At 48.3% G+C, this 23,566-nt stretch carries 25 protein-coding genes and 2 pseudogenes; 3 read left to right on the forward strand and 24 right to left on the reverse strand.

Annotated elements, in window-relative coordinates; all coding sequences use genetic code 11:
• Window positions 1-227 precede the first annotated feature (227 nt).
• From ACXN9U_RS18275 to ACXN9U_RS18315, 9 genes and pseudogenes are all read right to left on the reverse strand, one after another.
• Window positions 228-545, reverse strand: a complete 318-nt coding sequence (locus tag ACXN9U_RS18275) for a hypothetical protein (protein WP_326351839.1) — start codon at window positions 543-545, stop codon at window positions 228-230.
• A 317-nt stretch (window positions 546-862) separates the two neighbouring features.
• Window positions 863-1,115: pseudogene (locus ACXN9U_RS18280) on the reverse strand (lipocalin-like domain-containing protein); the annotation flags it as partial.
• A gap of 136 nt (window positions 1,116-1,251) precedes the next feature.
• On the reverse strand, window positions 1,252-2,553 hold the full coding sequence (locus tag ACXN9U_RS18285) for a pyrimidine-nucleoside phosphorylase (protein WP_016937442.1): 1,302 nt from the start codon (window positions 2,551-2,553) through the stop codon (window positions 1,252-1,254).
• A 27-nt stretch (window positions 2,554-2,580) separates the two neighbouring features.
• The gene (locus tag ACXN9U_RS18290; RefSeq protein WP_045925564.1) at window positions 2,581-3,762 is read right to left on the reverse strand and encodes a NupC/NupG family nucleoside CNT transporter; all 1,182 of its coding nucleotides are present in this window, start codon (window positions 3,760-3,762) and stop codon (window positions 2,581-2,583) included.
• Between the two features lie 92 nt (window positions 3,763-3,854).
• Window positions 3,855-4,523 carry a deoxyribose-phosphate aldolase gene (gene deoC / locus ACXN9U_RS18295; protein WP_060963898.1) on the reverse strand — a complete coding sequence of 223 codons (669 nt, stop codon included), beginning with the start codon at window positions 4,521-4,523 and terminating at the stop codon, window positions 3,855-3,857.
• Window positions 4,524-4,613: 90 nt separating this feature from the next.
• Window positions 4,614-5,555 carry a DNA-binding transcriptional repressor DeoR gene (deoR, locus tag ACXN9U_RS18300; protein WP_060963897.1) on the reverse strand — a complete coding sequence of 314 codons (942 nt, stop codon included), beginning with the start codon at window positions 5,553-5,555 and terminating at the stop codon, window positions 4,614-4,616.
• Between the two features lie 70 nt (window positions 5,556-5,625).
• The gene (gene yidA, locus ACXN9U_RS18305) at window positions 5,626-6,438 is read right to left on the reverse strand and encodes a sugar-phosphatase (protein ID WP_489202006.1); all 813 of its coding nucleotides are present in this window, start codon (window positions 6,436-6,438) and stop codon (window positions 5,626-5,628) included.
• 68 nt (window positions 6,439-6,506) lie between these two features.
• Window positions 6,507-7,031: a hypothetical protein gene (locus tag ACXN9U_RS18310; RefSeq protein WP_060963896.1), complete on the reverse strand. Its 525-nt coding sequence runs from the start codon at window positions 7,029-7,031 to the stop codon at window positions 6,507-6,509.
• Window positions 7,021-7,440: a lipocalin family protein gene (locus ACXN9U_RS18315; RefSeq protein ID WP_060963895.1), complete on the reverse strand. Its 420-nt coding sequence runs from the start codon at window positions 7,438-7,440 to the stop codon at window positions 7,021-7,023. Before ACXN9U_RS18315 ends, ACXN9U_RS18310 begins: the two co-directional genes overlap by 11 nt.
• A 111-nt stretch (window positions 7,441-7,551) precedes the next feature.
• Between ACXN9U_RS18315 and ACXN9U_RS18320 the strand changes: the two genes are divergently transcribed.
• Together ACXN9U_RS18320 and ACXN9U_RS18325 are read left to right on the forward strand one after the other, a co-directional pair.
• Window positions 7,552-7,932 (forward strand): hypothetical protein, encoded by a 381-nt coding sequence (locus ACXN9U_RS18320; protein ID WP_060963894.1) that lies wholly within the window; start codon window positions 7,552-7,554, stop codon window positions 7,930-7,932.
• A gap of 161 nt (window positions 7,933-8,093) precedes the next feature.
• Window positions 8,094-8,456 carry a hypothetical protein gene (locus tag ACXN9U_RS18325; RefSeq protein ID WP_060963893.1) on the forward strand — a complete coding sequence of 121 codons (363 nt, stop codon included), beginning with the start codon at window positions 8,094-8,096 and terminating at the stop codon, window positions 8,454-8,456.
• 51 nt (window positions 8,457-8,507) lie between these two features.
• Here ACXN9U_RS18325 and ACXN9U_RS18330 read toward each other — a convergent pair whose 3' ends face one another.
• Entirely contained in the window at window positions 8,508-8,900 is a 393-nt protein-coding gene (locus ACXN9U_RS18330; RefSeq protein ID WP_060963892.1) for a hypothetical protein, read from the reverse strand.
• A 128-nt stretch (window positions 8,901-9,028) separates the two neighbouring features.
• Here ACXN9U_RS18330 and ACXN9U_RS18335 point away from each other — a divergent pair, with 128 nt between their 5' ends.
• Window positions 9,029-9,991 (forward strand): iron-hydroxamate ABC transporter substrate-binding protein, encoded by a 963-nt coding sequence (locus ACXN9U_RS18335; RefSeq protein ID WP_060963891.1) that lies wholly within the window; start codon window positions 9,029-9,031, stop codon window positions 9,989-9,991.
• Window positions 9,992-10,030: 39 nt separating this feature from the next.
• Here the strand turns inward: ACXN9U_RS18335 and ACXN9U_RS18340 are convergent, their stop codons facing one another.
• The 14 genes and pseudogenes from ACXN9U_RS18340 to iolB form a co-directional block, all read right to left on the reverse strand.
• Complete coding sequence (locus tag ACXN9U_RS18340; protein WP_060963890.1) at window positions 10,031-10,378, reverse strand: YxeA family protein; 348 nt, start codon at window positions 10,376-10,378, stop codon at window positions 10,031-10,033.
• A gap of 13 nt (window positions 10,379-10,391) precedes the next feature.
• Window positions 10,392-12,260 carry an ABC transporter permease YxdM gene (gene yxdM / locus ACXN9U_RS18345; protein ID WP_060963889.1) on the reverse strand — a complete coding sequence of 623 codons (1,869 nt, stop codon included), beginning with the start codon at window positions 12,258-12,260 and terminating at the stop codon, window positions 10,392-10,394.
• Complete coding sequence (gene yxdL, locus ACXN9U_RS18350) at window positions 12,235-13,008, reverse strand: ABC transporter ATP-binding protein YxdL (RefSeq protein ID WP_060963888.1); 774 nt, start codon at window positions 13,006-13,008, stop codon at window positions 12,235-12,237. The genes yxdM and yxdL overlap by 26 nt, the downstream gene beginning before the upstream one ends.
• A gap of 144 nt (window positions 13,009-13,152) precedes the next feature.
• The gene (gene yxdK, locus ACXN9U_RS18355; RefSeq protein ID WP_060963887.1) at window positions 13,153-14,130 is read right to left on the reverse strand and encodes a two-component system sensor histidine kinase YxdK; all 978 of its coding nucleotides are present in this window, start codon (window positions 14,128-14,130) and stop codon (window positions 13,153-13,155) included.
• Window positions 14,127-14,816, reverse strand: a complete 690-nt coding sequence (gene yxdJ / locus ACXN9U_RS18360; RefSeq protein WP_060963886.1) for a two-component system response regulator YxdJ — start codon at window positions 14,814-14,816, stop codon at window positions 14,127-14,129. Before yxdJ ends, yxdK begins: the two co-directional genes overlap by 4 nt.
• Window positions 14,817-14,923: 107 nt before the next feature.
• Window positions 14,924-15,796 carry a class II fructose-1,6-bisphosphate aldolase gene (gene fba, locus ACXN9U_RS18365; RefSeq protein WP_060963885.1) on the reverse strand — a complete coding sequence of 291 codons (873 nt, stop codon included), beginning with the start codon at window positions 15,794-15,796 and terminating at the stop codon, window positions 14,924-14,926.
• Between the two features lie 2 nt (window positions 15,797-15,798).
• Complete coding sequence (gene iolI / locus ACXN9U_RS18370; RefSeq protein WP_060963884.1) at window positions 15,799-16,641, reverse strand: 2-keto-myo-inositol isomerase; 843 nt, start codon at window positions 16,639-16,641, stop codon at window positions 15,799-15,801.
• A 65-nt stretch (window positions 16,642-16,706) separates the two neighbouring features.
• A complete protein-coding gene (locus tag ACXN9U_RS18375; protein WP_060963883.1) occupies window positions 16,707-17,576 on the reverse strand; it encodes a sugar phosphate isomerase/epimerase family protein in 870 nt (289 codons plus the stop codon).
• Between the two features lie 19 nt (window positions 17,577-17,595).
• Window positions 17,596-18,630 carry a bifunctional inositol 2-dehydrogenase/D-chiro-inositol 1-dehydrogenase gene (gene iolG, locus ACXN9U_RS18380; RefSeq protein ID WP_060963882.1) on the reverse strand — a complete coding sequence of 345 codons (1,035 nt, stop codon included), beginning with the start codon at window positions 18,628-18,630 and terminating at the stop codon, window positions 17,596-17,598.
• 22 nt (window positions 18,631-18,652) lie between these two features.
• Window positions 18,653-18,802: pseudogene (locus ACXN9U_RS18385) on the reverse strand (MFS transporter); the annotation flags it as partial.
• Window positions 18,803-18,860: 58 nt separating this feature from the next.
• Window positions 18,861-19,757 carry a myo-inosose-2 dehydratase gene (iolE, locus tag ACXN9U_RS18390; RefSeq protein WP_060963881.1) on the reverse strand — a complete coding sequence of 299 codons (897 nt, stop codon included), beginning with the start codon at window positions 19,755-19,757 and terminating at the stop codon, window positions 18,861-18,863.
• Window positions 19,758-19,772: 15 nt separating this feature from the next.
• Window positions 19,773-21,686 carry a 3D-(3,5/4)-trihydroxycyclohexane-1,2-dione acylhydrolase (decyclizing) gene (gene iolD / locus ACXN9U_RS18395; protein ID WP_489202007.1) on the reverse strand — a complete coding sequence of 638 codons (1,914 nt, stop codon included), beginning with the start codon at window positions 21,684-21,686 and terminating at the stop codon, window positions 19,773-19,775.
• A gap of 24 nt (window positions 21,687-21,710) precedes the next feature.
• Window positions 21,711-22,703 carry a 5-dehydro-2-deoxygluconokinase gene (iolC, locus tag ACXN9U_RS18400; RefSeq protein ID WP_489202008.1) on the reverse strand — a complete coding sequence of 331 codons (993 nt, stop codon included), beginning with the start codon at window positions 22,701-22,703 and terminating at the stop codon, window positions 21,711-21,713.
• Between the two features lie 23 nt (window positions 22,704-22,726).
• A complete protein-coding gene (iolB, locus tag ACXN9U_RS18405) occupies window positions 22,727-23,542 on the reverse strand; it encodes a 5-deoxy-glucuronate isomerase (RefSeq protein WP_489202009.1) in 816 nt (271 codons plus the stop codon).
• Between the last annotated feature and the right edge of the window lie 24 nt (window positions 23,543-23,566).

A 23,566-nucleotide genomic window follows, 5' to 3' on the forward strand; every position in this document is an offset into this window, starting at 1 on the left:
GTGAATGATATTGGGTTGATATGTATACTTTAGCACTGGATTTATGGGGTGTCAACGCTTACATTTTAATTATTGTGCTTTAATGATTCATATTATGTTACTTATGTAATGATAGTATAACTTAAAACAAAAACTTGATTAGTGTTTTCACTAATCAAGCATCTAGCGGCAATCTGCTTTTTTAATAGAGTTTTTTCTGTTCTGATATGCTTTTAAAAATTCCTTGTTCACAGCAAAAAGATACCGAATTGCTCTTCAAAAGCTACCTTTATCTTTTCTTCATCCTTAATATAAATGATCATATTATTGTTTACTTTCTTCAACTGTGTAACATTGTTCAGCTTCGAATGAAAAACGATGGATTCATCATAAGTCAGACTTACATCGCATTCCATCTTATATACATCTACAAATAGCACCAGTTTAAACCCTTTAGTATCTTTTACAGAATATATTAATTCTCCAGCATCTGGATTATCCGCTATACTTACCGGTTCATTCAAAAACAGCTCTAATAACTCAAGTTCATCATATTTTATAAACAAATCAAGTCACCTTCTAAATAGATTCATGTTATGGGCTATAGCTATAATATCAACTCCTGCCAATTGAGCTCACACCAATATCACATAGGATATCCGGTAAAACGGATCCCAGTTCCCTTCTCTACACTGTTTCTATATCTAAATCTGAAATTCAATATAAGTATTTTTATCCCAAATATAATTTAAGGCTTTTTAAGAGATACTGCACTTATAAAACAACCTCTAGAGCAAATTATAGAGTATTAATTACTTTGAAGTGATTTTTTATATTATAAAAAAAAGAACCTTCTTAATTAAAAGAAGGTCCTAAGTCCGGATCACTCCACTCCCCAAACAGCCTCCCCGTCACAGCTCAGCACACTAAACATCATGACCTCTTTCTCTCTCTAAGTCCCATTCTTTCAGGAAGACGCCGTCGTAATTTGTTCCGTTCAGGTTGATTCTGGCTTTGCTGCTGCCGGTTATTGTCCAGGTTCCGTTCATTTCCCCGGAAATGGTGCCGTTTGTATTAAGCCGGATGGTTTTTGGGGTTTTGATTGTGGCTGTGATGTTTTTTCCGTGTCTGCGGAATCCCTTGTATGATCCTGTGCTATCTCATTTATTTTTTGAGAAAGAAACAGCCGAAACAATCCGTTCGCGACATTCATTTGGATAAGACCATGCCATAAAAAAAGGCACACACTGATGGGTATGTGCCTTTCTTTTTTTATTCCGTAATCAGCGTATGAATCAGCTTCGGCGCTTCCGCTTTTTCTGAGATGCGGATGTTGTCATAGACTTTGGCGGTCACGTCGTCAACGTTTTCGCGGTTGGCGTAAAGGGTAACGAGCGGCTCTCCTTTTTCGACTTTGTCACCGACTTTTTTACGGAGCATGATGCCGACGGCAAGGTCGATTTCGTCCTCTTTTGTCGCACGTCCCGCGCCTAACAGCATCGCTGCGACGCCGATTTCGTCAGCGATGATTTCTGAAACGACACCCGCTTCTTTTGCCGGGACGTCAATTTTGTACGCCGCCTGCGGAAGTTTGGACGGTTCGTCAACGACGGAAGCGTCTCCTCCCTGATTGCTCAGGAACTCTTTGAACTTTTCAAGCGCTTTGCCGTTTTTCATGACTTCCTGCAGCTTCGTTCTCGCTTCTTCCAATGTCTCGGCTTTTTTCGCCAATACGACCATTTGGCTGCCGAGCGTGAGGACGAGTTCGTTTAAGTCTTCAGGGCCTTCTCCTCTTAACGTATCAATGGCTTCTTGAACCTCCAGGGCATTCCCGATCGCAAAACCGAGCGGCTGCGACATGTCAGAAATCACGGCCATCGTCTGGCGGCCGACGTTGTTTCCGATGCGGACCATTGCTTTGGCGAGGTTCACAGCGTCTTCATCCGTTTTCATAAACGCGCCGGCGCCCGTTTTGACGTCAAGCACGATCGCATCTGCTCCGGCGGCGATTTTTTTACTCATAATAGAGCTTGCGATCAGCGGGATGGAGTTCACCGTACCCGTTACATCACGCAGCGCATACAGCTTTTTATCGGCAGGCGTCAAGTTGCCGCTTTGTCCGATGACGGCTACTTTGTCGCGGTTCACAAGCTTGATGAATTCATCTTTTGACAATTCCACGTGGAAGCCTTCGATCGCTTCCAGTTTATCAATGGTTCCCCCCGTATGGCCGAGGCCGCGTCCGGACATTTTAGCAACGGGAACGCCGAGCGCCGCGACGAGCGGTGCGAGTACGAGAGTCGTCGTGTCGCCGACCCCGCCCGTAGAGTGCTTGTCGACCTTGATGCCTTCGATGGCGGAAAGATCAATCGTCTCCCCTGAATTGACCATCGCCATTGTCAGATCGGCGCGCTCCCGATCTGTCATATCCTGAAAATAAATCGCCATGGCAAGGGCGCTTGCCTGGTAATCAGGGATGCTTCCGTCCGTATATCCTTTTACGAAAAATTGAATTTCTTCTGTTGTCAGTTCTTTTCCGTTTTGTTTTTTTACAATAAGATCTACCATTCTCATGATCCATCACCTGTCCTTCAATTATGTTCAGTGAATCAATCCCACGATCGCCGCTGTCAGGAAGCTGACGAGCGTTGCGCCGTACAGCAGCTTCAGCCCGAACCGCGCGACGACGTTTCCTTGCTTTTCATGCAGTCCTTTCACCGCACCCGTAATGATACCGATAGAGGAGAAATTCGCAAATGAGACAAGGAATACCGATACCACTGCCTGAGTATGCGCGCTGAAATGGAAATCGCCGGATGAGAGCGTCTGCATCGCCACAAATTCATTCGATACCATTTTCGTCGCCATAATGCTTCCTGCGCTCACCGCTTCATTCCACGGAATACCGGTTAAAAACGCAAACGGCGCGAAGACATAGCCGAGCAGCGCCTGGAATGTAATGCCGAAGACCGCGTTAAAAACGCCGTTGACCAGGGCAATGAGTGCGACAAATCCGATCAGCATCGCCGCTACGACAACGGCGACTCTGAATCCATCCATTATATACTCACCGAGCACTTCAAAAAAGGATTGCTTTTCTTCTTCAGGAACGACGATCAAATCCTCTTCTTTGCTGACGGTGTACGGGTTGATGATAGAAGCGATGATAAATCCGCCGAATAAGTTCAGCACAAGCGCCGTCACGACGTATTCCGGCTTCAGCATCATCATGTAAGAACCGACGATCGACATTGAGACCGTCGACATAGCAGATGCGCAAAGCGTGTATAAGCGCTGTTCAGTAAGATAGCCGAGCTGTTTTTTCAAGCTGATAAACACTTCTGATTGCCCTAAAATTGCGGAGGCGACAGCGTTGTAAGATTCGATTTTCCCCATTCCGTTCACCTTGCTTAACGCAAGACCGATATACTTCGTGATGAAGGGGAGGACCTTCCAATGCTGCAGAATTCCGATTAAAGCGGATATAAAGACGATCGGCAGAAGCACGCTCATGAAGAACGTCGTCTGTTTCGCATTCACAAGTCCGCCGAATACAAAGTTAATCCCTTCTGATGCATATTCCAGCAAATAGTTAAATCCTTTTGCAAAACCCCCGACAAGAAAATTCCCGATACCGGTGTTGAGGAGAATGTAACCGAGAACCAGCTGCAGCACGAGCATGACGGCGATCGGCCGGATTCTGATTCTTTTTTTGCCATTGCTGGCGAGCCAGGCAAGACCTAAAAACACAATGATACCGATAATTCCGATGAGATACTTCATATGTGTTCTCCTTTTATTTGTATTCGCTTACAATTTTTTATGCATCAACAAAGAAAGAGGTTGGCGGAAGCTTTCAGCTTCCGCACTGCTGATTAATAGTCGCTGCTGACGCTGTCTCCGCCGCTCACGATAGAGACGCCCGCACTTGCGCCGATCCGGCTCGCGCCCGCCGCAATCATGCTGTCAACATCAGCTTTTGTTCTGATGCCGCCTGATGCTTTGACCCCGATGTCCGGTCCGACTGTTTTTCTCATGAGAGCGATGTCTTCAGCCGTTGCTCCGCCTGTCGAAAAACCGGTAGACGTTTTGACGAAATTGGCGCCTGCGGATACCGCTAAGCGGCACGCACGCTCTTTTTCTTCGTCTGTCAAAAGGCATGTTTCGATGATCACTTTGACGAGCGCTTTTTTATCAGCTGCTTCAACTACCGCGCGGATATCAGCCTCAACAGCCTCATCATCACCGTCTTTTAATGCGCCGATATTGATGACCATGTCAACCTCAGTGGCTCCTTTTGAAATGGCATCCTTCGTTTCAAATGCTTTTGTTTCCGATGTCGTTGCGCCGAGAGGGAATCCGATAACGGTGCAAACGTCAACTCCCGTGCCCTTCAACTCCTCCGCTGCGAGTTTGACCCAAGTCGGGTTCACACAAACGGAAGCGAATTTATACTCTTTTGCTTCTTTTATCAGTTGTAAAATATCTGCTTTTTGTGTATGCGGTTTCAAAGCAGTATGGTCTATTTGACTTGCAATTGACATTGTATGCACTTCCTTTTTCCTAGGATAGGTTTAGAATAACCGAATTTTGAACATATGTAAATTGGTTATTGAAATTATGTTCAAGAATTGTCACAACTCTTGAATGAGTTTTTTGGCTGTATGCTGATCGGTAATCAAAACGTTGGCGTATTTTCCTGTCAGGGCCCCGTGAATGGCCTTGCATTTTCTGCTGCCGCCCGCCACCAGAATCGAACGTTCTTTCATTTTCAAGTCGCTGAGCTCGACTCCGATCGTCCGGCCGTTAATGCTGCTGCTGCAGATCCTGCCTTCCGCGTCAAAAAACCGCGAACAAATATCGCCGACTCCGCGCGCTTTCAGCAATTGTTTCTCTTCTTCCCGGAAATAGCCGAGCCTGAAAAGCAGCGCCTCATCCCGGACGGTTCCGACCGTAAACAGCGCGATATTGGCTTGTCTGCCCATTTCAATGATCCGCTTAATATGTCTGTCCCGCTCGACCATCTGTTTCACATCGGCGCTGTCAAATATAACCGGCAGCGGCAAATACCTCGGCATGGTCTGAAATGCTTCGGCGAACAGCTGAATCGTTTCTGACGAATACGTATTGACATTGGAATGACTGATGCCGCCTTTCAGTTGCACGACTTCAACGCTCTTTACCTGCTTCGGCTCCATGCGGCTTGCGATCTGGTACATCGTCGTCCCCCAGCTTACGCCGAGTATATCGCCGTCCTTTACAGTTTTATGCATATAGTCTGCGCCATAACGGCTTAAGTAATGTGTAATGGCCTGGTAATCGTCACTTGGAGAAAAGACGACGTGCGCCTCAAGCAGCCCGTATTTTTCTTCCAGCTTCGCGCCGAGCTCGTCCAGATCCTCAAACGGGTCCATGACGCGAATTTGGACATATCCTTTTTCCTTTGCGTACTGAAGCAGCCTCGAAACGGTGGGGCGTGACAGATTAAGCCGTTCGGCGATCTGCTGCTGGCTGTAATCTGATTGGTAATATAGTTTTGCCGCTTCTATGCTGAGCTGCTGTTTTTCACGATCCATATCGCGCCTCCCCTCTCCGCTTATCATATCACCAAAACACGCGGTAAAAAAGCACCCTCTGATGGGGTGCCTATTTTTTCAGCACAAGCTCCTGAATCGCATGCGCTACGCCGTGTTCGTTGTTTGATTTTGTTTCAAAATTTGCAATTTCCCTTACTTCCGGGATGGCATTGGCCATTGCGACACCGCAGCCGGCCCACTGAATCATGGAAATGTCGTTGCCGTTATCCCCGATCGCCATGACGTCTTTTTGTTCAATGCCGAGTTTTTCAGCCAGCAGCTTGACCGCGTTTCCTTTACTGACTTTCGGGTGAAGAATCTCATGAAAGAACGGCGCGCTTTTGACCATTGTGTATGTTTCCGTGAATGATTCCGGAATGGAAGCGATCGTTTTCTCCAGCTTGTCCGGATCGTCGATGAACATGACTTTCGGAATCAGAATATCCTTCGGCACCTCATCAATCATGCGGAAATGAAGCGGCACTTTCGTGATATATGATTCGTAAACCGTGTATTCACTGATATCCCGGTTCGGCGTGTACAGATTGGCTGTGTCGAAGTAATGCATCGGAGTGTCCAGCTGTAAGCTCAGCTCGTAAAGGGACTTCAAATCCTCATAACCTAATGACTGCTCGGCCACGACACCGTTTGTATACGTATTTTGGACGAGGGCGCCGTTATAAGCAATCACAAAGTCGCCTTCCTCCTGTAAATTCAGCTCTTCCAAATACCGCCGCACGCCGCCGATCGGCCGGCCCGTGCACAGGACGATATTGACCCCTTCCGCTTTAGCGGCATCAAGCGCCCCGCGGACTTCAGCCGTCACTTCATGATGATCGTTTAATAGTGTTCCGTCCATATCTATTGCGATTAACTTGTACATCCTGCATCTCCTTTGTATCCTTTTCGTCTTATGCTTTCATCATATCGTTTTTTCGTTTCAAAGAAAAATTAAACGGACGGTTTTCTCCGTCTTCTCTTCTTATACCGGGCCTGTCTCCGGATACGGGGCCGTCTTGTTTTCTTATCGGTTTGTTCTGCGCCGTTATCTGTTTTCTGCTTTAAGAGAATCAGTCCTGCCGCAAAGAAAGGGACGGACGCTATGTCCAGAAGGGCAAGCTTTATTCCCATCGCTGCGGGAAAGTATGCCCATAATGAACGGCTGTTCCGCCTGATCATGATGTAAGAAACGATTTCCAGCAGAATAAACAGGGCGTTCACCCATAAGTAAATGAGCAGCGCCGCAAACAGAAACAGCAGGAGCGTATTCTTGAGCGTGCCGGAAAACAGAAGAGCGCGCATCATATCAAAGAATGAAAAAGACTGCATGCTGCCGTTTACGACATTGGGATTATAAATAGTAAAACGCCCGAACTGATCTACAAGCATAAAAAATAACCATACCAGTGAAAACCATTGAATGATATGTACGATGACACCCGTCAAAACGAGTCTGTCAGCAGCTTTATTTCTCATGTGTATCCTCCCCGCCGGTTTTTATTCTTGTCATTGTTTTTGTTTCTCCGTATATCTTCCAAATGAGTGTATCGTTTTTTCCTCTTTTCAACGTGCTTTTGACGGGGTGCGGACGTCCGAGGTATTCAATCTCGATCGTTCCGTCCGTGTTTTGTGAGATCACCTTGTAAGCATCCGAGGGCATAGGAACCTCGCCGCGGCCTTTAATGACCTGCTTTGTCAGCACGCTGTCTTTCGTAAACGTGACGGTTTCAGATCTGACTCCGTCCATCGGGCCCGGTTTCAGCCCCGCATCCCATGTCCCGTAATAAAAAGGGGTCTCGTCCGCTTTCTTTTGCGAGCAGCCTGTTATCATGACGCATCCGAAAACGAGAACCATCATGATGAAAATCCGTATGTCCCGCAACATGATCACCTTCCTTTGCAGCTTTTTTTACGCCTGTAAGTTAGGCGGATGCCGTGGCACTGTGCGATTGACTACATAGTGTATAAAGACTTCACTAGATAAGGAGAATGATGAATGAACCCATATCAGTACTACACCCCGCCTGCCTATTTCCCTCAGCAGCAGGAATACGAAGTGAACCGCGTTGAGTATGAGCCGTATCAGCAGGAAAGCTATTATGCGCCCTACCAGTCCGAAGAACGGCAGCCGACTGCATTAGAACGGAGAGTCGCCCAGCTTGAAAGACAAAATGCCGAGCAAACGAGAGAACTTACCCGCCTCTCACAAGAAGATCAGCGCCAAAACCGGGAAATTACGCGGATGAGTGAGCAGGTCAGACGGCTGAGCCAGGCGGTTGAAATCCATACCCGCCGCTTAAACCGTTTGAATCAGCGCCTGCGCGCAGTCGAAAACAGACTCAATATCCCTTTTCACGCTACAGAAGGCGGCTTCTGAGAAAAAGGGCCGGAATACAAAGCTCGACAGGCCATTCCCGAGCCTTGTATTCCGCTCTGTACATAACAGGTAAATATTTGAATGCCATTCTTGCATGAATGCCTCACATTTTCTTTCACATGATAAATATGTAAAATCAATCACTCCAGGAGGTTTTCATGATGTACCAAAACCAATACAGCGGAAATCAGCTGCAGCAATGCCGCCAAACCGCACAGCAGCTTATTCAGCAGACACAGCAAAGCAGCCAGCAGTACAAGCAAATGCTCCAGCAGGAACAGCAAAACATTCAAATGCTTCAGCAGATGCTGAACCATGAGCAGCATGCCGTTCATACCATTCAGCAAGCGCTGCAGGGTCATGAAATGGCCATCCAAAAATGTCAGCAAATCGTGAATGTGTGCAATCAGCTGCAGCAGGAAGTAAGCGGACATATAACTTCACCGATGACAAACGCTAACGTTTCATCATTCCCGCAAACCCAGCATCACACACCGTTCCAGCAGCATTCATACCAGCAATAGCCCGATCACGCAAATGACAAAGCACAAGGATACCGGCTTTGTCATTTGTTTTTATCTCTGTTTTGTCAGGTCAATGCGATGAGCGGGTTTTCCGCCGAATTTTTCTTCCGCCTCGTGCCTAACCGCTTCATATGCTCTCGCTTCGACATTTTGTTTAAACACATCAAGCTGTATCAAATAAGCCGCCCGCACCTTCAGCCCGTGGATGATGGCGATGACCCATAGAGGCAGCACGATATACACGCCGGGAGTGCTCGGCAGCACAAAAGCAATTGCTAAAATAATAAAATAGATAAGTCCGTATTTCAGCCATTTTTTGTTCTTGGCCCGGTAGCCGATATAGAAAAAGGCCAAGAAAGCGGTGAGCGCAAACGGCGCAAAAGTCAGCAGCAGCCACCAGCTGTGCAGCACTTCCCACCAAGTTCCTCTTTTCGTAATCAACATTCATTCCTCCTCCTTTACTACTATAACATGGATAATCAAGAAAGGATTTCTATAAAAACATAGACGGAATAAGGTCTTCCTGCTATATTAATAATGATAATCATTATCACTAAAATAGGGGGATCATGATGAAGAAAAGATCATGGCTGATCGGCCTGGCACTTCTGCTTGTTTTCGCCTTAAGCGCTTGCAGCGGCGCGAAGGAAAACAGCGGCTCCGCATCAGGCAAAGGAAAGACAGACATGCGTACATATCAATCAACAAAAGGAAAAATTGACATACCCGCACATCCGAAGCGGATCGTCACTGACTTTTATGCGGGTGAGCTGCTGTCCGTTGACGCAAATGTCGTCGGAGCGGGCTCATGGGCTTTCAAAAATCCGTTTATCCAAAAACAGCTGAAAAACGTCAAGGACGTCGGCAATCCTGTCAATGTGGAGAAAGTGATGCAGCTGAAGCCTGATTTAATCGTGCTGATGAAGGATGACCAATACGAAAAACTTTCGAAAATCGCGCCGACGATTGTCATTCCTTTTAACACCGCAAAAAATACGAAAGATACGGTCAGCCTGTTCGGCGACATTGCCGGGGCGAAGGATAAAGCCAAAAGCTTTATGGCAGACTTCAACAAAAAAGCCGAAGCCGATCAAAAGCGCCTCAAACGTGTGATCGGCAAAGACGAGACAGTCGGCCTTTATGAAACGACGGATAAAGGCGAGATCTGGATTTTCAATGACAATTCCGGCCGCGGCGGCCAAGCCGTTTATAACGCACTCGGATTAAAAGCGCCGGCCAACATTGAAAAAGACATCATGAAAACGGGCGCCATGAAACAGGTTTCCCAAGAGGTCATCCCTCAATATGCGGCTGATTATATGTTCATCACCGATTACAATCCGAATGGAGAAAGCAAAACATTTGAGCGTCTGAAAGAGTCATCCGTTTGGAAAAATCTCGACGCCGTAAAGAACAATCGTGTCTTTATCAACGACTTCAACACCTTCTATCCGTATGACCCGATTGCCGTCAGCAAACAGATGGATATCATCACCGACATGCTGATCAAACGGGCCGAAGAAAATAAAAAATAAGAAAACGGCACAGTCTGACGCTGTGCCGTTTTGTATGATTTACTTTAATTTCGACTGTACGGAGTCCGGCATATCTTTAAACCTGACTTCTTCCCAAGTCTCGACATACTTTCCTTTCGCCTTCACCTTCAAATAGGCATTCTTCCGAAGGTCTTTCCCGGCGAAAAAGGTCACTTCTTCTTTTTTTCCGGATGCGTTGTATCCGTCTAATGTATATTCAGTACCGCCCGGGCTAAGATGTTTGCCATCTCGGTCAATCTGTACATAAACATCTTGCTGGTGAATAAACGGATTAAATCTGTCTGTAACATCGTTATGAAAAAAGAGAAGCCCGTATATGACGGCAGCGGCCGCCAAGACGGCCAGGATTGCCAATGCTTTTTTCATCTTTGCACTCCCCTTATTTGTTCAGTTTTTTCAAATAGCTTGACCGCACCGCGAGGAAGAACAGAAGCTGAAAAATGAAAAATCCTCCGATGGTCAGACTGAGCGGCCCCGCTACATCGGAATAGCCTTCCACGGCCAATGTTCTCAAGGCAAACAGCGTATGCATGACGGCAATGACAAATGGAAAGAAGAAAAGAATCGCCAATTGTATCGTCACGCTTTGTGACATTTCACGCTCACTCAGACCGATTTTGGCCAGTGAACGGTAGCGCTCCCGGTCGTCATCTAAATCGGTGAACAGCCTGAAATATAAGAAACTTGCTGCCGCGACAAAGAAGACGATCGCGATAAACAGGCCGATGAATAAACTCAAGCTCGGCAGCTGCACCGTATCATAGTAGGTGCCCGCTTTTGCCATAAAATCAGAATGCACGTCAATATAGTTGCCGTAAATCTCATTTTTCAAGGATTGGCTGATCCCAAGACTGTCTTTCCAATGGTCGTAGCTGTAGCCGTATAATGACGCTTTATCACCGAGTGATTTCAGCTGATCAAAGGTTTGATCGTTCACCGTGATGATGGCATTCAATGAAATCAGCGGTTTTTCGACTTCTTTTACCGACAGTTTTTGGCCGGACGGCTTGCCTTTTTGGTTCAGCAGCTTCAGCTGATCCGGCGCTTCGTTTTTGAAATTGCGGTCATACGTGCCCGGGAAATAGACGGCCTCACCATGTTTCAGGCCGTTCAGCTTGACATGGAAGTACTTCATCGCATCCGATTCGCTGATCATGTAAACAGGCGGAACAGTATCCCCTTCCTGATAGCGGACATAGGAAACATCTATTTTGTCTTTCTTATACGTAAAGCCGTGTGTCTTCAATTCATGGTCAATATCTTTCAAATGAGTCTTTTCTTTTGGATTGCTGCTGAAAGATACATACTCCATCTCATAAGCGGACTCTTCCGCCCCGACGGTCGCTTTGTACATCGCGAGCACGCCCGTCGCCGTAAAGGCTACCGCGGAGATAATGCTGACGATAAAGAACAGGCGGGCGTTGTCTTTTAAACGATAGACAAGATCAGAAACCCAAATGACATTTTTGCCGCGCAGATAAAAGGTTTTCCACTTCTTCAGCGCGCGCAGAATCCAGATGCTGCTTTGGCTGAAAAAGAAATACGTGCCGATGACGGTAAGCAGTAAAATGATAAACGGTTCAGTCCCGTGGACATTGCCTTTCAGAACCATGCCGTACCCGCCGCACAGGCAGGCGATGCCGAATAAGGACAGAAGCACGGACGGCTTCGGCTCCGGCTTGATCTTGTCAGTGCCCTTTATTAATTTGATCACCGTATTTGATCTGACAAAAAGGATCGTGAACTGCGATAAAAGGAAAAATAAGAGCAGAAATCCGCCGGCCGTCATGCCGAGCGCTTTCCAAGGCATATACAGAGGCAGCGCGTCCATTTCTAAAATATAAGCGCCGACCGTAAAGAACGTTTTCGAAAAAATGAATCCGCCGATAATCCCGGCTGCGATCGACATGACGCCGATGATCATGTTTTCCGCCGTAATGAGCTTTCTCAGCTGTCCCGGCGTGATGCCCTGCATCAGCAGGATGCCGAATTCTTTATTTCTCGATTTCAAAAAGGCATTAACCGAATACAGAACAAATAAGAAAGAAAAAACAAAGATCATCCATTCCGCTGCGATTAACCCTTTTCTGGCGATGTTATTCAGGTAGCCTTCCTTTAATGCCGGATGAAACAGAAACATCGCAAAGGTAAAGAAAATCAAAACGGAAAAGGCGCTGCTCAAGAAGAATGCAAGATAGGCCCTTTTGTTTCTCGTGACGTTTTTATAAGCGAACTGAAGAAAGGTCATTTGCGTTTCCCCCCAGCATAGACAGCACATCAAGAATTTGTTCATAAAAGACTTGGCGGTTTTCCCCGCGGTAAATCTCATTAAACAGTTCGCCGTCTTTTATAAAGATGACGCGGCGGCAGTAGCTTGCCGCAACCGGATCGTGGGTCACCATCAAAGCCGTGACATGATCATCCTGATTCAGGCTCTGCATCGTTTCCATGACGTCTTTTGACGCTTTGGAATCAAGGTTTCCCGTCGGTTCATCGGCGAGAATGAGTGACGGCTTATGAATGACCGCTCTTGCGATGGCGGCCCGCTGGCGCTGTCCGCCGGATACTTCAAACGTCCGTTTGTTGAGCAGGTCTTCGATTCCGAGCTTTTTCGCGATGCCGTGCAGTTTTTCTTCCATGACAGACGGCGCTTCTTTTTCAAGCGTTAACGGCAGCATGATATTTTCACCGATCGTCAGCGTGTCCAGAAGGTTGAAATCCTGAAACACAAATCCGAGCTGCTTGCGGCGGAAATGAGCGAGCTTTGTCCGCTTCAGCCGGTGCGGATTTTCTCCGTGAATCAGGATATCGCCTGAATCCGGACGGTCAATCGTTGAAATGATATTCAAAAGCGTTGTCTTTCCGGAGCCGGACGGTCCCATCACCGCCGTGAACCCGCCTTCTTCTATTGAAAATGAAATGTGTTTTAAGGCTTGATAGGATACTTGTCCTTTATAGGTTTTATTTATCTGTTTGACTTCAAGCATATTCGCCATGAGAATCCTCCTTATGGTTTTATTCTTGTTGATCAGGGCTGCTTTCATGTAGTGCCGGGGCGTTCAACATAAAAAATCCCCTTGACGTAAATCCATGTTATCAAGGGGAAACAAAACGAGCTATGTTGTTTTCTTAACGCAGTCTTACATTTTTGTAAGAAATGAAAATCGAACCGATGTCCCTTCACCGGGGGACGAACTGATGTCCGCTGTATGATTGAGCTTGCCCGTAATTTCTTTGACGAGATGGAGGCCGATTCCCGTAGACTCTTGGAAACGCCGCCCGTTTTCGCCGGTGAAATAAGGGTCAAACACCCGCTTGATGTCCTGCGGGGGAATGCCGACACCGTAATCTTTGACTTCAAGCACCGTCCTGTCTTCATCGCGGAAGACATTCAGCTCAAGTCTGTCACTCTTGCCTGCCGAATACTTGACCGCATTTGTGACCACTTGGCCGATCGCAAATTTAAGCCATTTCGCATCGGTGTAAATCTGATGATCATCGCGAATGTCCATTTTCGGATAGACGCGGTATTGAATAAAAAACCGTTTATAGCTTTGAATGACCGATTGGAGAAGCTCTGATAAGGAAACCGCTTCTACTTTAAAATCCCGCTCAAACAGGTCGAGCCGTGATGAATAAAGGAGCGTCTCCAGCCCGAATTCAATCTGCCGGACCTCTTTTTTGATTTGTTCAAAGACGGGCTCATCCTCTTCCTGAATGATTAAATTAATGACCGACAGCGGCGTCTTTACTTGGTGCACCCATTGATTCATATACGTCACCCGCGCGTCGAGCTTGGCTTCGGTCTCATGGAGCTTCTGGTGCTGCAGCCGGATCAGCTCCATCTGCTTTTCGTACAGCTCTGAACAAAACACTGAAGAACCGAGATACGGGATGTCCGTCCCTCCCTGCTCCGAGCTGAGCCAATGATACACGCCGCGATCTTTGTACCAGCGATAGGCCAGGTACCCCGCCAAAATAAGAAGCTGCACGCCCAATATGTAAAACAAGTGGGAAAAAGAATGAAGACCCGCAAACCAGTAATAAAAGAAGACAAACAGCCCTTGAAGGAGAAAAAGCAGAATCAGCACGGCATGAGAACGGAGAAACAGCTTCATGACAGCGCCCTCAGCTGGTAGCCTTCGCCCCGCACCGATTCAATGGAAACAGGCGCATTCAGCTCCCGCAGTTTTTTTCTGAGCCGTGTGATATACACGTTAAGCGTATTGTCATCGACGAAAATGTCGGTGTCCCACGTTTTTTCCATGAGCCGGTCTCTTCCCGTTACCTTTTCTCCCCGCTCCAGCAGCACCTCCAAAAGCTTGCTTTCTTTTTTAGAAAGCAAGCTTTTTTCATCGTGAAAGTGCAGTTCAAACCGTTCCACAAAGAGCTGCACACCGGCATATTCAACCACTTTCTCTCCCTGCTTGGCGGCATACTCTCCGTATGCCCTGCGGATCTGGCTTTTGATTTTCGCGAGCACAATATCGTAGGAAAACGGTTTTTCGATATAATCGTCTCCGCCGTTTTCAATCGCCATCACCTGATCCATTTCCCCGCTTCTGGCTGAGATGAAAATGATCGGGCTCGTGGAATGCTGGCGGATCTGCCGGCACCAATAATAGCCGTCATAGGACGGCAGGTTGATATCAAGCAGCACCACATCAGGCTTTTCCCGCAAAAAAACATCAAGAACAGCTGTAAAATCATCAGCGGCTACGGTTTGATAGCCGTACTTTTCAAGGTAATTCCGCAATAATCCGCGAATGTCTTCACTGTCTTCTACTATCATGATTTTATTCAAACTGAACCACTCCCGTTTTTACGCTGCTGCCATCATCATAATCGTTTCGGGCATACGGACGCAACACCGCACAAAAAAACCGCCATTCCGGCGGTTGGTGGTTTCATTCAGCCGACCTGCTGCTTAGCGGCTTTTCCGGCTGATCCGAACGCTCTCATTTTGCTTCGCACTGTCTCTTCTACGGCTTCAATGCCGGGTGTCATGTAGCCGCGCGGCTCATACAGATCGCGGGTTTCGTGAAACATGCGGCGTGTTTCGTCTGTCCAGGCGACCATACATTCCGTGTTGATATTGATCTTCGCGTGGCCGAGCGTGATGGCTTTTTGGATCTGATCCTGCGGAATTCCGGATGCCCCGTGAAGAACGAGAGGAATATCAGTCATGCGGGAGATCGCTTCCATCTCCTTGAATCCGAGATTCGGCTCACCATGATACTTGCCGTGTACAGAGCCGAGGGCGGCGGCCAGCGCGTCGATACTGGTTTCTTTGACGATCCGCTCACATTCCGTGATATCGGCATAGCGGACACCGCCGGCCAGACCGTCTTCCATGCCGCCGACCGTGCCGACTTCAGCTTCTACTGACACGCCGTGCTTTTCGGCATAATCGGTGACTTCTTTTGTCATCGCGATATTCTCGTCAATCGGCTGATGGGAGCCGTCAATCATCACTGAGCTGAATCCGGCGTCAATGGCCTGTCTGCAGCGTTCCGCACTGCTTCCGTGATCAAGATGAAGCACGACGGGAACGGTAATCGCCAATTCCTCCAATAATGCGCCGACCATGGCGGAAATCGTTTTAAAGCCGCCTAAATAGTCGACCAGCCGATCGGAAGCCGCGGCGATGACCGGCGATTGCTCCTTTTGCGCCGCTTGCAGAATCGCCTTCGTCCATTGCAGACCGTTTATATTAAACTGGCCGACTGCATACTGCTCCCGTTTCGCTTCTGCAAGAAGATGTTTCATGGTGACAAAAGCCATGTTCACGCCTCCTTCATGAAGTATTTTGATACGACGGCTTCCGTTGTTTCCTTTGCCGTTTTGATCGTTTCCTCCGCGGTCAGCTTATAATATTCAGGCCTGAACAGTTCTACGGAGACAACATCATTGAATCCGATATCCCTTAACGCTGACAGGTGGGCGTCTAAGTCAATCGCTCCCTTCCCTGGCCAGACGCGGTCTTCATCCGTTAAAAATCCGATCGGGAAATCTTCTGTATCGTCAATATGATAGATGAAAATTTTCTTTCCGTCCGCCTGCCTCAGGCTTTCAATATTGGAGCCCATCGCGTGGAAATGGAAGCTGTCAAACACAAGCCCGACATTATCGCGGCCGACAGCGTTCACGATGTCATACGCCTGTTCAAATGTATTGACCGTGCATTGCGGGTGGCCGACAAATTCAAGCGCGATGTTTACGCCGTACGGCTCAGCGATATCCGAAAGCTCAGTCAGAACCTCTATACTGCTCTTTTTGATTTCTTCTTTTAAGATTTTCCGCTCTGTCACCAGCGGCACGGCCACCACATATTTCACGCGGAGCGTTCTGCACGTTTCCATCATGCCTTTGAATTCCGAAATGATCTCCCTATAGCCCTTCTCATCACGGTTGTTGAAGAAAACCAGTGCGTTCAAGGCAAGCGGTTTAATGTGATGGGTTCGAAAATATTCCGCCAGATCAGCCAGTGAATGATCTTTTAAGTATTCCGGCAGTTTATCCATTGTGCGGATTTCAATATAATCATAGCCGTGCTTTTCGCACAGCTCTAAATCCTGTTTCAAGTTTGAATTCTCCAGCGTTGTCGCTTCATTAAAGCAAAGTTTCATGTCAGCCTCTCCCATCTGCGTTTAGCTGAGGAGCCTTTCCGCCCCGCCGAACTCCGTACTAAAGCTTATGCCATACCTAATTCTTCTTTTAATTTCTTAAGCATGAACTGGCTTGATTCATCCGCTCTTTCGCCGGCCCAAGCGAAAACGGCATTCGTCGCAATTCCGTCGAATTTCATCTCTCTCATTTTTTTGAAAATCGTATCAAAGTCGACCTCGCCTTGCCCGATGTCCAAATGCTGATGAACCGTTACTTTCGCGTCAGGCGGATTGACGATGTAACGCAGGCCGTGAGCCGCTTTATGATTAAAGGTATCTGCAAATAAAACATGTGTGAGGCGGCCGCCGGCTTCATCAAACATAGTCGCAATATCGCCTTTGCCGTCATCGTAAAAGAACGTATGCGCCGTCGAGTAGACCAGATTGATCCAATCTTTATCAAGCGCGCGGATCATATCCATCGCACCTTTGTGCGTCTCGATAAAATCGTACGGGTGGGCCTGCAGGTTGAGTTTAACGCCTTCTTTTTCAAAGACGGGCAGCAGTTCATCCATGGATTTGATGAATTTTTCTTCACTTGTCAACGGATCATACTTTGAACCGCTGAATTCACTGTTCATCAAATCCACTTCAAGCTCAACCGCAATTTCGATCGCCCGTTTCCAGTTGCGCACGGCGGCCTGGCGGCGGTCTTCATCAGGCCCCGCCCAGTGGTAAAGCGGCAGGAGAGAGGACAGCTTCACGCCTGTATCCTTTAAAAGACGCTTCAATTGTTTGATTTTTGCTGAATCGACTTTCGGATATTTATAGAAAGGACAGAAATCCTCGCGCGGGGACAGTTCGATATACTCGTATCCGAGCTCCGCCGTTTTATAGACCATTTCCTCTAACGTTAAATCATCACGGTACATGGATGGATCTAAGGCCAGTTTCATTGCTTTCACTCCAAATCTATTATTTGTTCACAGTTGTAAAGAATTGATAGAATGCCGGTTTTTCTTGCAGCGCCACCGGCTCTTTCTGTCCGGATTCCTGAGCTTTTACGCACGCGTCAGTTGTCACCGCGGCAATATAACCGTCCCATGCCGTCGGACCGCTGACTTCACCTTTTTTCCGGATCGAATCAATGAAGTCCTGAATTTCCGCATCATACGCAGCCACAAATCGGCGCTGCCAATCCATCAGGATATCGGTGCTGAGTTTTCCTTCTTTTCTCAAGCTGATGCTTGATGGTTCCGGAAGCTTGATGACACCGTCTTCCCCGACGATTTCACATTGAATGTCATAGCCGTATTTGCAGTTCACGTAGATTTCGGCATTGATGACGATACCGCCTTTTGTTTCGATGATGACCATCTGCGGATCTTTGAGATGCGGCAGCGCATTTTTTGATTTCTTCGGATAGATGACTTGTACCGATTCATAATCGTCATTGACGAGCCAATGGAGGACATCAATTTCATGAACGAGCGTATCGACGACGGCCATGTCTGTTGAATAATTCGATGCGACTGTCGGGTTGCGGTGCGCACAGTGAATCATCAGCGGCTCACCGACCGCACGATTGTCGATCGCTTCTTTCAACTGAACGTAACCGCTGTCATATCTGCGCATGAAGCCTACCTGAACTAAACGTTTACCCGTCTTCATTTCTTCTTTGACGATGCGCATACAGCCTTCTGCCGTTGTGGCGAGCGGCTTTTCACAAAACACGTACTTGCCGTGCTGAATCGCTTTCAAAACGCTGGACTCGTGAGCCGGGCCCCAGCTTGTCACTAAGACGGCGTCCACATTTTCAGCAGCAAGGAGGCTGTCGTCATCAGGATAAACGGAGGCGTTCAAATTGAAATCCTTAACGGTCTGCTGCGCGGCTTCCTGATTCACATCTGTGACAGCGGTAATCTCCGCTCCGGACAGCTTATTTGTGATGCGGTTGATGTGCTCCTTTCCGATAGCACCGGTTCCGATAACACCTATACGTAAGTTCATTGATTGCCACTCCTTCTGATAATCAAATCATGGTTCTCGTCTTTCTTTTCTCGCTGCCGTCCTGAGGAGCACCGTACAGTTCCTCCTGAATCTGTTCAAGCGGCTTGCCGGACGTATTCAGTGCGAAGACAGGCCCGATGGCCGTCACGCATATGAGCAGAATACCGGCCATAGATGGTCCATTTGCTGAAAGCTGATTCCGCCTTGGCACGATTCATATAAGTCCCCCTCTAATTTGCAGGATCAAGCAGTTGACTGTCGATATACTTTCTCGCTATCAGCGCGTACTCAAGCGGATTGGCGATTGCCGGGTCTTGTTCGGCTTCAATGACGATCCAGCCTGAATAATCATGACGGATGAGCGTCCGGTACACTTCGGTAAAGTCGATGCATCCGTCTCCGGGAACCGTGAAAATGCCCTGTAAAAACGATTGCCTGAATGACTTGCCTTCTGTTCTGCACCGCTCCATAATGTCAATCCGCGCATCTTTGAAATGAACGTGTCTGATCCGATCCATATGCTTGTTGAGAATCGTCATGCAGTCTCCGTCGGAGATATAGGCATGGCCGGTATCATAAAGTAAATGGACATACCGGGGGTCCGTTCCTTCCATCAGCCGGCCAACTTCTTCCGCCGTCTGGACGCCTGTGCCGAGATGATGATGAAAAGTGAGGTTCAGCCCGTATTCCTCCGCGATTTTCCCGAGACGGTTCAAGCCATTGCACAGCGTATCCCATTCTTCATCTGAGAAATGCGGTTTTTTCTTAAAAACATCAATGTCCAAGCCCTGGACACTGTACGTCTGTTCAGAAACGATAGCGACATCCGCTCCGACTTTCTGCAAATAATCGCAGTGTTCCGTAAATGATTCAGCCGTTTTTTCAATACCGTCTTGAATGATAAAACTGCTGAACCATTTCCCCGCAATCCGTAAGTTCCGGAGAGCCAGCTCCTTATTCAGGACGGAAGGTTCAGGGAAAAATCCCCCCACTTCCGTACCTTGAAAGCCGGCGACGACAATATCGCTCAACAAATGCTGCAGCGTATTCCCGGCTCCGATTTCCGGCATATCGTCATTGCGCCATCCAATGGGAGCGATGCCCCACAGAATATTTTGTTTACCCATCGTGATACCTCCCCTCTAGTACTGCTTCGCAGACTTCAGCTTCATCTCTTTCGCTTCGAATGCCCGCTGAACGCTTTCCTGCTCAGACACTTCCGCCACGCCGACGTGCCACCAGCTGTCATAGCCGTCCGTCATCGTTTTCGGCAGAACCTTCATTTCAATTAAAGTGGATACGTCTTGCGTTTTCGCATCTTCAAGCGCCGCCTTCAGCTCTTCAACCGTATTGGCTCTGTATGTTTTAGCGCCGTAGCCCTCTGCCACCTTCGCGTAATCAACGTTTAAAATCTGATTGTCCCCGGTGCGGAACTCACAGAAATAACTGCCGCCGCCGTGATCCATCTGCAGGTTGCTGATACAGCCGAAGCCGGAGTTATCAAAGAGCAGGACATTGATTTTTTTGTTATATTGAAGCGCGGTAATCAGCTCTGAGTGCAGCATCAGAAAGCTTCCGTCACCGACGAGTGAATAGACTTCTTTGTCTGGGTGGGCCAGCTTGAGGCCGAGCGTGCCTGATACTTCATATCCCATACAGGAATAGCCGTACTCCAGATGGTACGTATTCGGGACATTGGAATGCCACAGCCGCTGCAGATCTCCCGGAAGAGAGCCCGCCGAGCTGATGACGACGCTGTCTTCAGGAATCGTGTCGTTGATGGTCAACAGCGCCGTTGTTTGCGGCAGCTCAGTCTCGAGCGCGTCGGCATACTCGTTTAATACGTCCTGTGAGAAATGGTTCTTAATTTCCGGTTCGAATGCGTCACGTGTAAAAGTGACCTTGCCGAGCCGGTCCCGTTCAGCGAGCCATTCATCTTTCCAGTCTTTAATCGCCGTGCCGAATGCACTTTTATATCCGTCTAATAAGCCGTGCAGCCTGCCGAGCGTCACTTTCGCATCGGCTACGACCTGAAACGCGTCAAGCTTGTAAGCCTGCATACGGCTGACATTGATATTCAGGAATTTTGCTTTATCAAAATCAAATGCCGTTTTTGAGGATGTCGCAAAGTCCGTATACCGTGTGCCGACACCGATGATCAGATCAGCCTGGCGGGCGGCTTTGTTTGCGGCGAGTGTGCCCGTGATGCCCATGCCGCCCAGATTGTTGGCGAAATCGGCTTCAACCGTTGACTTGCCTGCCTGTGTTTCGACAAGCGGAATGCCGTATGTTTCAGAAAGCGCGATTAATTCCTCACGCGCGCCGGAGTACTTCGCGCCGCCGCCCACTAAAATGACGGGACGGCTGCTCTCCTTGATTCTCTCCGCGGCGCCTCTCAGCTCACGCTCGCTCGGCTGCATCCGATCCATGTAATGAACGCGCTTTTCAAAGAAGCTTTCATCAAAATCATATGCTTCTCCCTCGACATCCTGAGAAATGCAGATTGTCGCCGGGCCCGCTTTTGCCGGATCCGTCATCACTTCAAAGGCCCGGATTAAGCTGCTCATCAGCTGCTCAGGGCGGGTGATGCGGTCCCAATATCGGGACACGGGCTTTAACGCATCGTTTGTCGTGACGGCGGCACTGTATTCCTGCTCCACCTGCTGAAGCACCGGGTCAGGCTGCCTCGTCGCAAAAGTATCGGCCGGAAGCAGCAGCACCGGAATGTTATTGGCCAGCGCCGTACCCGCGGCAGCCGTCAAATTTGCGGCACCCGGACCGACCGATGTCGATACCGCGTAAATTTTTCTTCTCAGCATCTGCTTGCTGTATGCTATTGCGGCATGCGCCATGCCTTGTTCATTTTTGCCTTGATACACTTTCAGGTGCCCGGCGTCCTGCTCAAGCGCCTGCCCGATCCCTAACACATTTCCATGGCCGAAAATCGTGAAAATGCCCTCAACGAACGGCTCTTCTTTCCCATCAACATGAATGTACTGCCGGTTCAAGAATTTAATCAGCGCTTGTGCTGTCGTTAAGCGAATTGTCTTGCCCACAAACGATCCCACCTTTTATACGTTCTATTTACCATTCAGGCTGTGCTGCGCTTCAATCAGTTCGAGGATTTCACCGGCAGCCGGCATGGCTTCTGACGAGCTGTGTTTGCTGACGACGATGGAAGCGGAAGCGCTCCCGTATTTTAAGGCCGTTTCAATATCCCGGCCGCTGACAAGTCCGTAGATGAAGGCAGACGCATAGGAATCACCCGCTCCAAACGTCTTGAGCACCTTTGTTTTATAGGCGCGCGCCCGGAAAACTTCTCCCGATCTGCTGTATGCGTATGACCCGTCAACGCCGTGCTTAATAACGACAAGATCGGCGGAATGCGCAAACAAACGGCGGACGGTTTCATCGTTGTCTCCGCCGCTGCGGTTTTCCATCACGTCAAATTCGTCACGCGTTCCGATGACGATATCGGATTGTTCCGCCGCCAGCGTGTAATACACAGCGGTTTCTTCTGCCGATTGCCATGTATACGGACGGTAGTCGAGCTCAAAAACGACTTTTACGTCATGTTTTTTTGCGATATGCACCGCTTTTAGGACGGCTTCGCGCGACGGGCTTTTCGCAAGCGCCGTGCCTGATACGAGCAGCATTTTCGCGTTTGCGATGTAGCCTTCCTTGACTTCGGACGGCTCAAGATACAGATCCGCCACGTTATCTCTGTACATCAGAATGCTGCACTCTTCGGGACTGAGAATTTCCGTAAAAGCGAGTCCGGCTTTGCGCCCTTCTTTGTCAACGGCCATTTGTGACGTATCAACGCCCTTTCCCTGCATATAGGAAACGATGAATCTGCCGTGCTGGTCGTCCGGGATTTTGCCGATAAAACCGGCTTTTAATCCGAGCTTGGCGCTGCCGATTGCAATATTTGCCGGGGAACCGCCGACATATTTAGAAAACGTCATCGTTTCTTCCATCGGCCGATTGTATTCCGCCGCGTTCAAATCAATACACGCGCGTCCGATCGCGACAATATCAAACTCTTTTTCTTCATTAAACGTATACTTCATCGTTATCTGCCACTCCTCACTTGTCAGCGTTCCAGAATCCATTCATGGGCCGGATCATTATGAAACTTCCATTTTCGTGTCGGTCCTGCCATTACATTCAGGTAGTAAGAGGTATACCCGTCCGGAACACCAACCGGGTGATAGCCCGCCGGCACAATGACAACGTTTTCATTTTCTGCAGTCATCGTCTCGTCAATCGAGCGGTCGTCCGTGTACACACGCTGGAAGACAAACCCCTGCGGCGGGTCTGTTTCGTGGTAATAGGTTTCTTCTAAAAAGGACTCAGCCGGCAGATTGTCTTGGTCATGTTTATGCGGCGGATAGCTCGACCAGTTGCCGCTGTCCGTGTAAACTTCAACAACGAGAAGGCTGTTTGCCGATGGATCTGAATCGGGGAGAATGTTATGAACGGTTCGTTTGTTTGCCAGCTTGCCGCGATGTTCTACACTGTTGTCTTCCGCTTTAATCAGCTTTGTCGGAAGCTGGTGTTCGGACGGAGAGTAGCACAGCGCGACCCTCGCCCCGCTGACGGCTTTGATGTCAAAGGAGCGGTCATTGGACACATAAACACTGTCCGTCGGCTTTCTTTCAAATACGCTTTCACGGGTGCCGATGCTTTCAAATGTCTGATCATGATCCGTGACGGTGATTTTTCCCGTGACCGCCACGATGCAGCACTCCGTCTTTTTCAAATCTTCTGTATATGTTGAGCCGGGAGCGAGATCAACGACTTTAAATCCGACGTATTTGAGGACTGAATTAGCTGAAGTGACGTCATGTATGATGTTCACGCCTTGAGAAATCTCATCAGCCTGCGGTTTGCGCAGCAAATGACTCATGTGTATTCCTCCTTAATTGATAGT

The organism is Bacillus sp. BACIII (assembly GCF_057836745.1).

Bases quoted from the DNA above. Each gene is read 5' to 3' on its own strand.
- yxdM (WP_060963889.1), bottom strand. From the start codon at position 12,260: ATGACCTTTCTTCAGTTCGCTTATAAAAACGTCACGAGAAACAAAAGG.
- fba (WP_060963885.1), bottom strand. From the start codon at position 15,796: ATGGCTTTTGTCACCATGAAACATCTTCTTGCAGAAGCGAAACGGGAG.
- ACXN9U_RS18375 (WP_060963883.1), bottom strand. From the start codon at position 17,576: ATGAAACTGGCCTTAGATCCATCCATGTACCGTGATGATTTAACGTTA.
- yxdL (WP_060963888.1), bottom strand. From the start codon at position 13,008: ATGGCGAATATGCTTGAAGTCAAACAGATAAATAAAACCTATAAAGGA.
- ACXN9U_RS18340 (WP_060963890.1), bottom strand. From the start codon at position 10,378: ATGAAAAAAGCATTGGCAATCCTGGCCGTCTTGGCGGCCGCTGCCGTC.
- ACXN9U_RS18320 (WP_060963894.1), top strand. From the start codon at position 7,552: ATGAACCCATATCAGTACTACACCCCGCCTGCCTATTTCCCTCAGCAG.
- iolI (WP_060963884.1), bottom strand. From the start codon at position 16,641: ATGAAACTTTGCTTTAATGAAGCGACAACGCTGGAGAATTCAAACTTG.
- ACXN9U_RS18330 (WP_060963892.1), bottom strand. From the start codon at position 8,900: ATGTTGATTACGAAAAGAGGAACTTGGTGGGAAGTGCTGCACAGCTGG.
- yidA (WP_489202006.1), bottom strand. From the start codon at position 6,438: ATGTACAAGTTAATCGCAATAGATATGGACGGAACACTATTAAACGAT.
- ACXN9U_RS18315 (WP_060963895.1), bottom strand. From the start codon at position 7,440: ATGTTGCGGGACATACGGATTTTCATCATGATGGTTCTCGTTTTCGGA.
- deoC (WP_060963898.1), bottom strand. From the start codon at position 4,523: ATGTCAATTGCAAGTCAAATAGACCATACTGCTTTGAAACCGCATACA.
- iolE (WP_060963881.1), bottom strand. From the start codon at position 19,757: ATGGGTAAACAAAATATTCTGTGGGGCATCGCTCCCATTGGATGGCGC.
- iolC (WP_489202008.1), bottom strand. From the start codon at position 22,703: ATGAAGTATACGTTTAATGAAGAAAAAGAGTTTGATATTGTCGCGATC.
- iolB (WP_489202009.1), bottom strand. From the start codon at position 23,542: ATGAGTCATTTGCTGCGCAAACCGCAGGCTGATGAGATTTCTCAAGGC.
- ACXN9U_RS18285 (WP_016937442.1), bottom strand. From the start codon at position 2,553: ATGAGAATGGTAGATCTTATTGTAAAAAAACAAAACGGAAAAGAACTG.
- ACXN9U_RS18325 (WP_060963893.1), top strand. From the start codon at position 8,094: ATGTACCAAAACCAATACAGCGGAAATCAGCTGCAGCAATGCCGCCAA.
- ACXN9U_RS18290 (WP_045925564.1), bottom strand. From the start codon at position 3,762: ATGAAGTATCTCATCGGAATTATCGGTATCATTGTGTTTTTAGGTCTT.
- ACXN9U_RS18335 (WP_060963891.1), top strand. From the start codon at position 9,029: ATGAAGAAAAGATCATGGCTGATCGGCCTGGCACTTCTGCTTGTTTTC.
- deoR (WP_060963897.1), bottom strand. From the start codon at position 5,555: ATGGATCGTGAAAAACAGCAGCTCAGCATAGAAGCGGCAAAACTATAT.
- yxdK (WP_060963887.1), bottom strand. From the start codon at position 14,130: ATGAAGCTGTTTCTCCGTTCTCATGCCGTGCTGATTCTGCTTTTTCTC.
- ACXN9U_RS18310 (WP_060963896.1), bottom strand. From the start codon at position 7,031: ATGAGAAATAAAGCTGCTGACAGACTCGTTTTGACGGGTGTCATCGTA.
- iolG (WP_060963882.1), bottom strand. From the start codon at position 18,630: ATGAACTTACGTATAGGTGTTATCGGAACCGGTGCTATCGGAAAGGAG.